Genomic DNA, 11,223 nt, shown 5'->3' with positions numbered 1-11,223 from the left:
ACGAAAGTGGGGGGTATCCGAAGTCGGCAATGCAACCGTAAGGAGCTAACCGCCTAAGATAAACTCCGCGATTGGGACTAAGTCGTAACAAGGTAGCCGTAGGGGAACCTGCGGCTGGATCACCTCCTTTCTAAGGATTTTCCTAAGCTAGTCGTTGTTAACATCTGACAACTTCCGGCGAAACCATTGTGGAGCAGTCCTTGTGTTGGCACGAAGTCAGCTTTGTCGGGTGTCGATGGATACACAATAAGATATCGACATCACTTAGCCCCGGGTTCGCCCGAGGTTAGACGGCAAAACAAAACTACTGATTGACTAGATAGAACCCGCGCGGGCACAAGCCAGGCCCCGCGGGTTTTTTTATTGCGCTATACAACTTCCCGAATCCAATCCCCATTCCGTTTGGCACTGCGCCCCACTTGCGATTTAGCACGTCCCAATTTCCACACCCGAACCCAGCCACAACGTTCCCCTCCTCCGCTTGCGGTTTAGCACGCCTCACGCGAAAATCTTGCTAAACCGCAAAACGGTTGGAATTCCTATGGTCGTCGCCCACCATCTCATCTGGACCGCTTACGGAACGTGGCTCCCCAACGATCCACGCGGCAGCGGCTCGCACACCGTTGCCGCACCCCTCTTGGCCGAACTCGGCGAACTTCACTACGGCCGCAAGCAAGTTCAACCGGCCGGCCGTGAAATCCGTGAATTTTACCAACACGCCGAAGAACGATTGCTGTTCGACGTCATCCGCTTCGATTCAGAACAAATTCAAATGGTCGCCGACGGGCTCGCCGATGCCATGCATGAATTCGGCTACACTTGTTACGCCTGCGCGATCATGCCCGACCACGTGCATCTCGTCATCCGCAAACACAAGCACCTTGCCGAAAACATGATCGATAACCTCCAGGAATCCACCCGCGTGTGGTTCATCGATCGCTTGCGGTTTAGCAAACCCCGCGTCATTGGTCCCGATCATCCCCTGTGGACCCTCGGCGGCTGGAAGCGCTATTTCGATTCGCCGCAACAAGTTCGCCGAGTCATCCGTTATGTAGAACATAATCCAGTTGTAATCGGCCTGCCTCCACAGCACTGGCCTTTCGTGAAACCTTACGACAATTGGCCCTTTCATAAACGCACACGGTCATAACGCTATACCATCCGCCCGACAACCAATCCGCTTGCGGTTGAGCATGCATCTCATTTGTCTTAAACCCGGTCAATTCGCCCACCATCCCGCTTACGGTTTAGCACACCCCGCTCTTAACCCAAACCACACCCCGCGGGTTTTATTGCGCCGAGTTTGAAATTGTCACCGCGTTCATTTTCGGCCTTCCGTGCCAGGAAATTCCCAGCACGACATTATTTTCTCTTTTTTCCAGAGCTGGAATTGATTTTGTTGACGCCCGTTCTGGAACCGAGCGAATTCGCCCTCGCTGCCTGGCCGCAATCGCGTTATTCTTTCGGCAATTGTCAGCGATTGCTCAGTTCGCTTTGCGCAAGCTGATGCGGCGCGCGCCCTGGCCCAATTTCTCACTTCACAACTGATTGCCTGTACACTACACTCAGCGATGTTAACCTTCGGAGTCAATGTGCTCCGCGACCGTTCTTTGGCAATCCGAAATACAGTGCTCTTGCTATCCGGCCGAGCTGTTCGGCTGTCTGCGCCCGCGCTGGCAAGTGTTGCTGAGCCGGAGAGTAAAACTTCCCGGCTCACAACGCTACTGCCGGCCCCTGAACAGACCTGGCCATCAGGAATCAGACCCTGACCACATTCGCGCCAACAATCGGACAGCCGCGGACGCAAACCCAACATGTTCTGTCCCATCTTCGGCCCCTACCGCTCGGAGTTTTTCGGACAACTCCATTAACTCGCTGGTCAATATTCAAGATTTTGTCCGCAAATAAAAATCCCGGACAAAGTAACTGGCCAGAGCCGTAATCACCTGTTACCGGCCGCTACCAAGCAGTGCGCGTCGCAGCCCGACTGGCGGCACATCGCAGGAGTAAGCACGGGCTTTTCGTTTAAGTCCCATTCGATTTTCGGATCAACGAATTGAGATCAACAAGGAACTCGCAATATCAATAATCTCCGCGCTCAAGAATCGATGTTCAGGGCTTGAAGACCGGCTCGAATATACCCTAGCGCATAGGCCATGCCGGCATGCCAGGGGGCGGCACATGTCATTTGTGGAGCGTGATCGGGAATAATGACGCCATTGAAATGATTTTTTTTGAGAATTTGAAGGACGCGCAATATGTCGATATCGCCCTCGTCAATGAATGTTTCTTTGTAAGTGGGAACCTTTCCACGTACATTGCGCAAGTGAACGTAGGCGATTTTTCGTTGACGGCTGTAGGCGTCGACCGCTTCGTACACGTTTCCTTCGGTCATTTCGGCCAAGGTGCCGACACAAAACTCCAATGCATTGCTGGGGCTTGGGTTTAAATCGAGTAGCCGCTGGTAAAGCCGGGGCTGAAACACCAGCCGGGGCTGAGTTCGCACGGTGGCAAGCGGCGGATCGTCCGGATGCGCTGCCAACACGACATTCGCTTCCTCGGCTACAGGAACCAACGCTTCCAGAAAGTCTTTCAATCGCTGCCAGAGTTGCTCGGAAGTGGCGGTAGCTTCATCTCCGGCGGCTGCATTCTGATCGTAAACCATATTCCACGCCATCCCGCGCGGCATGGGTTTGTCGAAGGGACCTTCCATGCCGACAGCTTCAGCTTCGCCGCGAGCGAAGTTTCCTTTGATGCGACCGGCAACACCGGCAATCGAAAAGTTGTAGCCCATGACGGGAATTCCCGCCCGGCCAATGTTACGAATGATCGTTTTCAAGTTTTCTAACTGTTGTTTTTTCCGCGGGCCATCGAGCAACACGTCGTGCCAGTGGGCCGGGTCAAAATTCTCGATGGCTTCTAGCGTCAGACCTGCCGCATTGATTTCGTGCTTTAGCGCCGCCAGTTCTTCGTAGCTCCAAAGCTTTTGCGGGTCTCCGGCCAGACCCCAGCCAGAATCGTCCCCGACCGGTTGATCATTGGTTGGATTACGCGCCGAGCGAAAATAATCGACCAGATGAATTACTAAATGCGTGCAACCGCATTGCTTAGCAAAGCGGAAGTGATCCATGTCAAGCTGGTGCCGATAAAGTCCCAAACCAAGTTTCATAGATTGAAATCGCGGTTTTTACGTCGCCGTAAGCGCGAAGAGCTAGATCAACAGTACAACTTGCGATTATCATGGTTTCGACAAACAGGTCAAGTTTGAGAGTAAGTCGCTTTTCGAACTTGCAGGCGTATTCCCTGTGCCGAGCGTATTGCGGTTTCTTGCACGGTTGTCATCGGTAGCATCCCATGGAGCGAAGGAATGCCAGTGGAACCTGATCGAATTGCGCATCCAGCGGCCACGGCAACCGGCATGTGGTCGAACGGTGGCTTGCGCTGGCTAATTTGTGCATTGCTGTTCTTTGCAACCACTATTAACTACGTCGATCGTGTGACAATGAGTGTGCTTGAATCTGCATTGCAAAAAGATATTGGTTGGACAAGCAGTCAATGGGGTTACATCAATGCCTCTTTTTTGCTGACATATGCATTTGGTTCTTTGTTTGCAGGCTGGATGATGGATAAGTTAGGAGTTCGCATCGGCTTTAGTATTGCGTTAATATCGTGGTCTCTAATCACGGCAGTACATGCCTTGGCGCATAACGTATTTCAATTTGTGCTGGTGAGATTTGCGTTGGGGATTGGCGAAAGCGGTAATTTTCCGGGAGCGATTAAGGCAACGTCCGAATGGTTTCCGAAAAAAGATCGGGCACTGGCGACCGGAGTATTCAATAGTGGCTCGAATGTCGGCCAAATTCTAGCGGCCGCGCTTGTTCCACTGCTGGCCCTCAATTTCGGTTGGCAAGCGGCGTTCCTCGCCACAGCATTTGTGGGTTTATTATGGGTCTTTTTTTGGTGGCCCATTTATCGCCGACCAAGGGAACATCCTTGGATCTCGCAGACTGAATTGACTTACATCGAAAGCGATCCGCCTGATCGCATGGAAAAGATTCCCTGGCGGCAGTTGTTGCCGTACCGACAGACATGGGCGTTTGCGATTGGAAAGTTTTTGACCGATTCGATTTGGTGGTTCTATGTATTTTGGTTTCCGAAGTTCATGAATAGCCAGTTTGGCATGGACATTAAAACCATTGGAAAGCCGATGGTGACGGTGTATGTGCTGGCTACTTTCGGTTCAATTATCGGAGGGTGGGAAAGCTCCTGGTTGTTGGCGCGTGGTTGGTCAACGAATGCCGCACGCAAAACAGCGATGTTGACGTGCGCCTTGTGCGTGTTACCAGTGATTGCCGCACCGCGCGTGGCAAATCCATGGATCGCGGTGTTGCTGATCGGTTTGGCAACGGCCGCGCATCAAGGATTTTCGTGCAATCTGTTCACACTTACTTCGGACATGTTTCCACGCCGTGCAGTTGGCTCGATCGTGGGATTGGGCACGTTCACCGGTGGGATGGGAGGGTTTATTTTGCAGGTTAGCGCCGGAATCATCATCGAATGGACTCACAACTATTTGGCAATTTTTGCACTGGCCGGTTCGTCCTATATTGTGGCGGTGTTAATTATTCAACTGCTGGTGCCGCGGATAGAAATGATCGATTTATGATCCGCAATGTGTGTTGTCGCGGCAGTGTATGCGGCAAACACATTTGTGATGGGTCAGGCCGTAAGGAAAATCGCGCCGTTTTCGATGGCCAGTTCTACACCGGCGGCTTGGGCGGCTTCTTGTAGCGCGGCATCTAACATCTGGATGGGATTGGAACTAACTTTCATACGCCGCATTAAACCTTCCCCTTTTTTTGTTCCTGCTGCAAGCGTGATTTTAAGTCCACGGCGTTTCACTTTGACCAGGGTTCCGTCTTCCAGCTTCACGTTCATTGGTTTCAGATAAGCATCTACATAATGCGCGCCGATGCCTGATTTGTCATCGGTTTTGCCGGGCAGCTTCTCCAGGGCGGCGTCGTTTACATCGCACAATTTGATTTTCATATATTCACACTTAAATACTGGTCGAGTGCTTTTCGGAACGCTCGGATGTGCTCTGGCGTGCTTCCGCAGCATGCGCCGATGATGTTCGCGCCAGCCTCGACTAGCGGCACCACCCCTTGGACCATGTACTCGGGAAGTTCGTCATAAATGACTTTCATCTCGACAAGCTTGGGCTGGCCGGCATTTGGTTGCGCCATGACGGGCAGCTCGGTCACCTGCTGGTAGCGCTGGACGGCCTGACGGGCGCGATTCATATCCATTCCTGTGCCACAGTTCAAGGCCACGATGTCGGCGCCGTGTTCTTGCATAAACTTGGCGGCCCGTTCAGGATCGATCCCCATCATCGTTCGAAACGTGGAGCTATCTAAAGTTACGTCGTACGCCATAGAGCCAATTACGCAGGGCGCCCCCGCCAGTTTCGCGGCGTTAATACCCAGGAGCAGCTCTTCCAGCGAAGTTTGAGTTTCAATAATGATTGCATCGACGCCAGCATCGACCAAGGCCTGGGCTTGTTCTTCGAACGCTGAACGAACTTGCGCTTCGGTAAAATCGCCGAAGGGTTCCATTAAACCGCCGAAGGGACCGATATCGCCGATGATATATCCCTCACGGTTGCCGAAGGCTTCACGCACGATTTGGACGCCGGCTTGGTTAATTTCGACAACTCTGTCGGCTTTGGAATGGCGATTGAGCATAATGCGCGAACCGCCGAAGGTGTTGGTCAGAATGCAATCGGAGCCGGCTTCGGCATACCGCCGTTGAATTGCCAGCACTCGCTCGGGATGCGTCAGATTCCATTCCTCTCCGCAATTACCTTGCTCCAGTCCGGCGAGCATCAATTGCGTTCCCATGGCCCCATCGCCTAACAAGGGACGATCTTGAATTGCCTCGAGTAATGGTTTTTTCATGGAACCCAGAGCAATCGGCGGTTGGGTTTGGTGATAATTAAGAAATCGCAGTGCTTTGTTGCTGTCCAGGGGCAGCAGAGCCCATTGTATAAGTCGCGCATCATGATTGCGAGTCATGTGGCGCGATCGTGCAGCTTTGCAGATTTTTGAATCCTATGAGGTCTGTATTTCAACGGTTTTCTTGCTGGGACAAAGCATAGTGAATTGTCTCCAGCACAAGGCCCCATTTATGTTTTCGGCTGCTGGGCTCGCAGTAGCATCCGGCGGGATCATTGGTGCGCTGCCAGGAGAGTATATCGTTAAGAGGTTGCCCTAGAAGTGGCCTCTCGCGTTCGATGGCCACCATGAGATGCTCGGCGTTATTCATGTAACGGCACATGTAAGTATGGCCGGTATCCCCAGGCGCAGGTTGGCAGCGCTGGTCTTGAATCGGATAACCTTGCTCGCGCCGACCGAGTTTGACGAAGTAATCAAATGCCAAGGAACGACCCATGTTTGTACAGGTCGTTCCGTCGTATCGGAATACAGCTTCAATCGTGCCGTCCGCATGATGATTGAGCGCAAGCCGTTCTTGGCTCCAGCGCTGCAAGGCTTTCATACCGACAGAGTAGTTGGCGAATTTATTGAGCGCCGGAATGGATGCCGCTGGAATGGGAATGGATGCAACTTGCGCAGCGGGCATTTCGGAATCAAGCGGCACGGATGCACGTTGATACGGTACCCGGCGATACTGGCACGGCAAGAACGAACAGCTCTCGCACGGAACCAAATCCGTAAGTTTGCGCATCGATTGCAAGTGCCGCGTCAACCCGAAAACGGCTAAGAGAGATTTCTTGGGACGAAGCATGCCGGTTTCCAGGGCTTCAAGACGATCGAATAGAATCGGATTTCGCCTGTGTTTGATCACTTGCAGCAGCCGGGGCTGCTCGGCGACATCCCACTCGGGATAACCTGGGCTATAGTGCGGCAGCACTCCCTGCCCATGACTTTCGGCCCAGGCGCACAATCGAGCGCCCGTCATGGTGGTAAGGTGTTCGACGACGGCAGATCCAAACACTTCCAGAAAAAAATATTCATCCGGCTTTTCTTCATGCCAAAGTTTTTGCGATTCATGTTCCAACTCCTGTCCAGCACTTACGGCCACAAGAATCGCAGCATGCGCTTGGGCCTGCTGCAACAAGCCTTGCAATCGGGTACTACTGAATAAGGCGCCGTCGATATGCACTGCGTCATTACGAATTTGAAAATCGTTCGAGTGCCGTGCGTAGACCCATGGGCGGCCATGTTCGGTGTACCAGTTGCGGGCCCAATCGGAAAGCTCGCGGGCGCGGCCCTCAATTACGCGTTCGGTTGGGTAACCGAGCAGGCGCTTGTACTCTGCTGACTGGACATTCACGTCAGGAAACGTATCGGCAAGTTCGAGCATCCGATCGCCTTTCGTTCAGTCCATCACAAATGCCACGCTGTGCGCGGGTTTGAATTGACAGCCCTCGACAAAGAAATCGAAGAAACGGGGATGTGTTTCCAAGCGGCAATGTTCGACTTGTTTGACTACATCTTCCAACTGCTGGCGGTGTGAATTGGAAAGCAATGCAACACACGCGCCTTCAATGGCGGCGTTGCCCACCTGTGCGAACTTTTCATCGGGAAGATTTGGAATGAGGCCAATGCGCCGGGCGGCGTCAATTTTTAAGTGCCGGCCGAAACCACCAGCCAGATAAAACATGTCGACATCCTCAAATTGAATGCCGTAGTTGCTGAAGATTGTGTATAGTCCGGCCACGTTGGCACCTTTGGCTTGTGCCAACTCGTTGACATCGCTTTCCAACAAAAAGATATTGTGCTGCGAATCAATCGTAACGCGACTGACGCCATCTTCGAAACGACCCATGGAATTCATGCGATCAGTGCGCAATAATTCGCTAAGCAAATCGACTAATCCGGAACCGCAAATACCCTGTGGCGCATCTGTGTCAATCACGCCCAGATGAAGCTCGCCATTGTCATGGATTGATACATCTTCAATGGCGCCAGTAAGACCAGGCATGCCACATGAAATCGCTCCGCCTTCAAACGCCGGACCCGCCGGGCAAGAAGCCGCCAAGATGCGATTCTTATTTCCCAAAATGAGCTCGGTGTTGGTGCCAATATCCATTACCGCAATCAAACGATCTTCTTGTGCCATGTCGACGGCAAGCAGGCAAGCGGCAGCGTCAGCTCCTACGTGGCCACTGATAATGGGCGCCCCATACACACGGGCCAGCGGGTGAATGGGCAACAGGCATTTTTGCCCCGTGGAAACGAGGCTGGTCGTCGAACGCAGCCCTTGGACCACCTCGATTTCAGTAATCGAGCGATAGGGGTTTTGCCCAATCGAATAGACATTTTGACGGAAGAACAAATCGCGCATGGTGGAGTTGCCAACCACCACCATCTCATAAATGGTGCGCGGATCGACCGGAAACTCTTCGATGGCGTGGCTGAGATAACCTGCCAGGGTCCGCATCAATAACTTGCCAGGATGCTCCGTATCGTAATGAATGCGAGACATGACATCGGAGCCGCCAAAACGCTGCGGATTTTCCAGGGAGGCGTCGGCAATGAGTTCGCCGCTTTCTAAATTAAGTAGGCGCAGAACAATGGTGGTCGTTCCCAGGTCCATGGCAATGCCATGAATTGGGCCCCCGCAGCGGTCGATTTCCACGCCATCGATCAAAATGCGATTTCCATCACGAGTGACCGCAGGATCGAGTTGCGGTTTTTGACGACTTGTTGGCAATTCGAACGCCTGACGTTCGATACGCATTTGGCCGCGCCGCATGGTATGGCAGCGAACCTCGCCGGAATCGGCAATAATGCGTGTGCGGCACGAAAGGCGAAACTTATCGCTCAAGTGCTGCTCCTCAACCGTTGGCGATGAAAGCAATTTCATTCCCTCGACCACTTCCACCAGGCACTCTTTGCATTTACCGTTCTTGTGGCAGGAGGTCGGAACGGTTACGCCCAGTTGTTCGGCATGGTCAAACAGCGACACCCCCGACACCGCCTGCATGGTGAGACCATTGATCGTGAGGTTTGTTGCCATGGACGTCTTTTACCAATTAGCCTGTGCGTCAAATTCAGCTATCAAAGCATCGGCCACCTCTTGGGCAGTGCCGGAACGGTCCATTTCGTCCGTCCAATGCCATTGAGCTAGATAATCGTCACTTCCTTGAAGGCCACGTTGCGCTGCCAGCACATCAATGCGTTCTTGAAATTTTTGATCCAGCGGCAGGTTAACTTCGTTGCCGTGCTCGTCCTCAACCTTGATTTGCGAGGGGACTTCCTGCCAGAAGAGAACTCGGTAAGTGGCCACCGTAGCGCCTTATGCCTTTGCTTTCCCGGCCAAACGCAGGAAAAGATCAACCGCTGCGGAGGCATTAGCGCCATAACCGTCCGCACCGATTTCGTCTGCGAACATTTGACTTATGGGAGCGCCTCCCACGGCCATTTTAATTTGGCTACGACCCGCCGCTTGAAAGCCATCGATCACCGTTTTCATATACGTCATGGTGGTGGTAAGCAGCGCGCTCATGCCGATGATGGTCGGATTACATTTATCAGCGGCGGCCATAAACTTTTCGACGCTTTGATCCACCCCGATGTCGTGCACTTCAAATCCCGCTCCTTCGGCCATCATGCATACCAAATTTTTGCCAATGTCATGCAAATCTCCCCGCACCGTGCCCATGAGCAGCACACCCGCACGGTCCATGTTACCGTCTTTTGAACTTAGCAAAGGTTTGAGGACAGCCATGCCAGCTTTCATCGCGCGAGCGGCAATCAGCACTTCTGGCACATATAAAATGTTGTGCTTAAAATCTTCACCCACGACGCTCATTCCAGCGATCAGCCCTTCGGAAAGCACTTCTTGCACAGGACGCCCCTCGGCCAAGGCGTCCTTGGTCATTTGCTCCACTTCCTTGGCTTTGCCTTCATATAGGCACTGATTCATTAAGGCATAATCGAGCATGAATGCAAATTCTCTCGTGGGAGCAGAGGGGTTGATCACTGTTTACGAGGTTAAATATTGATAAGACGCGATTTCGTCTCCGAAAGAGCTGTTGGATTTAGACGCGGGCAGCGTTGAATTCCTCAAGAGCCTCAAGCATCGCAACAATATTTTCCCGTGGCATGCCAGGGCTTGTGCCTCCGCCGACGGAAAGAATGATTCCTTCACCGCCAGACCCTTCCAGCACATCGAGCGTCGCTTCACGCACTTCATCGGGCGTTCCCCGGACACCAATTTCCAACGGATTTACGTTGCCCATCAAGCACATGCGGTCGCCCACCCGCTGTTTAACTTCGCGAATATCTTTTTGCTTTCCCCAATTGAGCACGTGAAACCCGGCGTCGGGCAAATGATCGAGGCAGGCATCCACTTCGGCGTCATTGTGGTAGACCTTCACCCAGTCTTTCGGAAAGGCATCGCAAATGCGCTTCAAGTAGGGATGGGCAAACTCCATGTAGTGATCTTCATTGATGAAGCCAACGATGTCATCGAGAATGAAAATGCTTTCGACGGTGTCGCCCATTACTTTGTGCTGGGCTTTAAGCCAATCGATGATCACCCGAGTGCACAGGTCGATCAGTTTGTGGCATTCTTCCGGTTTTTCGACCAACTCAACCATGAGATTGGTCGTGCTGCGGACAAAGCCGGCAGTGCATAGCGGACCGCGCGAGGTAATCATCGGCAAAATGTAGCCCTGGTCCAGAATGCGTTGCTTAGCCATGCCGATCCGATGCAACGTTAAAGCGGCGAAGGCATCCGCCTCGACTTCGTATTCCGGAAATTCCGCGATGTCTTCCAAGCGGTACAGCGTGTGGTATTCGCTCGGCGTGTTGTCTTGCCAAAATTTAATTTTGGACCCCAGTACGGAAGGTTCGGCCGCCATGCCATATTCCATCCACCAAGAGGGAACGAAAATAATATCGGTAAATTCCCGCATGATTTTCAGATTCGACTGAAACCATACTTCCGGATCCAGATAGTAATCCATGTGCTTGATACCCAAGTAGCCGGGAATCCAGGGGCTGTCGATGATCAGCGCCATGGGCACTTGGTCGAGTTTTTCAAGCCGGGCGGCACGCTTGAACGTTTCCCATTGCTGGGGCAGCATGGCAACAAATTCTCCACAGCGAAACTGGTTTCAACACGACCAGCGATTGCCAGTCAGAAAAATACACACCGCATTATAACCCGCCGAGAAATGGCATCTCAAGCCAC

General features: G+C 52.7%; 10 protein-coding genes and 1 rRNA gene. 3 read left to right on the top strand and 8 right to left on the bottom strand.

Translation table 11 applies throughout. The annotated features are described in order from the left end of the window. A 16S ribosomal RNA gene (locus VFE46_04160) occupies nucleotides 1–130 on the top strand; the annotation flags it as partial. 411 nt (nucleotides 131–541) lie between these two features. Next, nucleotides 542–1,150, top strand: a complete 609-nt coding sequence (locus VFE46_04155) for a hypothetical protein (protein HZZ27179.1) — start codon at nucleotides 542–544, stop codon at nucleotides 1,148–1,150. A gap of 948 nt (nucleotides 1,151–2,098) precedes the next feature. On the opposite strand, the gene VFE46_04150 is transcribed toward VFE46_04155, so the two are convergent. After that, nucleotides 2,099–3,169 (bottom strand): mannonate dehydratase, encoded by a 1,071-nt coding sequence (locus VFE46_04150; protein ID HZZ27178.1) that lies wholly within the window; start codon nucleotides 3,167–3,169, stop codon nucleotides 2,099–2,101. A 198-nt stretch (nucleotides 3,170–3,367) separates the two neighbouring features. On the opposite strand from VFE46_04150, the gene VFE46_04145 reads away from it, so the two are divergent. Then, a complete protein-coding gene (locus tag VFE46_04145; GenBank protein HZZ27177.1) occupies nucleotides 3,368–4,666 on the top strand; it encodes an MFS transporter in 1,299 nt (432 codons plus the stop codon). A gap of 53 nt (nucleotides 4,667–4,719) precedes the next feature. Here the strand turns inward: VFE46_04145 and VFE46_04140 are convergent, their stop codons facing one another. The 7 genes from VFE46_04140 to VFE46_04110 all read right to left on the bottom strand — a co-directional run bounded on the left by VFE46_04140 (nucleotide 4,720) and on the right by VFE46_04110 (nucleotide 11,116). Further along, nucleotides 4,720–5,049 (bottom strand): hypothetical protein, encoded by a 330-nt coding sequence (locus VFE46_04140; GenBank protein HZZ27176.1) that lies wholly within the window; start codon nucleotides 5,047–5,049, stop codon nucleotides 4,720–4,722. After that, nucleotides 5,046–5,957, bottom strand: coding sequence for a homocysteine S-methyltransferase family protein (locus tag VFE46_04135; protein HZZ27175.1), 912 nt, complete (start codon nucleotides 5,955–5,957; stop codon nucleotides 5,046–5,048). Before VFE46_04135 ends, VFE46_04140 begins: the two co-directional genes overlap by 4 nt. A gap of 169 nt (nucleotides 5,958–6,126) precedes the next feature. After that, nucleotides 6,127–7,383 (bottom strand): hypothetical protein, encoded by a 1,257-nt coding sequence (locus tag VFE46_04130; GenBank protein HZZ27174.1) that lies wholly within the window; start codon nucleotides 7,381–7,383, stop codon nucleotides 6,127–6,129. A 15-nt stretch (nucleotides 7,384–7,398) separates the two neighbouring features. Beyond that, a complete protein-coding gene (locus VFE46_04125) occupies nucleotides 7,399–9,042 on the bottom strand; it encodes an ASKHA domain-containing protein (protein ID HZZ27173.1) in 1,644 nt (547 codons plus the stop codon). Nucleotides 9,043–9,051: 9 nt separating this feature from the next. Beyond that, complete coding sequence (locus tag VFE46_04120) at nucleotides 9,052–9,312, bottom strand: virulence factor (GenBank protein HZZ27172.1); 261 nt, start codon at nucleotides 9,310–9,312, stop codon at nucleotides 9,052–9,054. Nucleotides 9,313–9,321: 9 nt separating this feature from the next. Continuing rightward, nucleotides 9,322–9,969 carry a corrinoid protein gene (locus VFE46_04115; protein HZZ27171.1) on the bottom strand — a complete coding sequence of 216 codons (648 nt, stop codon included), beginning with the start codon at nucleotides 9,967–9,969 and terminating at the stop codon, nucleotides 9,322–9,324. A 97-nt stretch (nucleotides 9,970–10,066) separates the two neighbouring features. After that, nucleotides 10,067–11,116, bottom strand: a complete 1,050-nt coding sequence (locus tag VFE46_04110) for a uroporphyrinogen decarboxylase family protein (protein HZZ27170.1) — start codon at nucleotides 11,114–11,116, stop codon at nucleotides 10,067–10,069. Nucleotides 11,117–11,223 lie beyond the last annotated feature (107 nt).

This window comes from Pirellulales bacterium, assembly GCA_035656635.1.
Taxonomy (GTDB): domain Bacteria; phylum Planctomycetota; class Planctomycetia; order Pirellulales; family JADZDJ01; genus DATJYL01.
Note: the sequence above shows the minus strand (reverse complement) of the source record. Positions and strands in the feature narration are given on the sequence as shown.

What these genes read in the sequence shown, in the direction of transcription:
- VFE46_04110 (HZZ27170.1), bottom strand. Translation starts at nt 11,116, where the DNA reads ATGCTGCCCCAGCAATGGGAAACGTTCAAGCGTGCCGCCCGGCTTGAA.
- VFE46_04135 (HZZ27175.1), bottom strand. Translation starts at nt 5,957, where the DNA reads ATGAAAAAACCATTACTCGAGGCAATTCAAGATCGTCCCTTGTTAGGC.
- VFE46_04145 (HZZ27177.1), top strand. Translation starts at nt 3,368, where the DNA reads ATGCCAGTGGAACCTGATCGAATTGCGCATCCAGCGGCCACGGCAACC.
- VFE46_04140 (HZZ27176.1), bottom strand. Translation starts at nt 5,049, where the DNA reads ATGAAAATCAAATTGTGCGATGTAAACGACGCCGCCCTGGAGAAGCTG.
- VFE46_04115 (HZZ27171.1), bottom strand. Translation starts at nt 9,969, where the DNA reads ATGCTCGATTATGCCTTAATGAATCAGTGCCTATATGAAGGCAAAGCC.
- VFE46_04125 (HZZ27173.1), bottom strand. Translation starts at nt 9,042, where the DNA reads ATGGCAACAAACCTCACGATCAATGGTCTCACCATGCAGGCGGTGTCG.
- VFE46_04150 (HZZ27178.1), bottom strand. Translation starts at nt 3,169, where the DNA reads ATGAAACTTGGTTTGGGACTTTATCGGCACCAGCTTGACATGGATCAC.
- VFE46_04155 (HZZ27179.1), top strand. Translation starts at nt 542, where the DNA reads ATGGTCGTCGCCCACCATCTCATCTGGACCGCTTACGGAACGTGGCTC.
- VFE46_04130 (HZZ27174.1), bottom strand. Translation starts at nt 7,383, where the DNA reads ATGCTCGAACTTGCCGATACGTTTCCTGACGTGAATGTCCAGTCAGCA.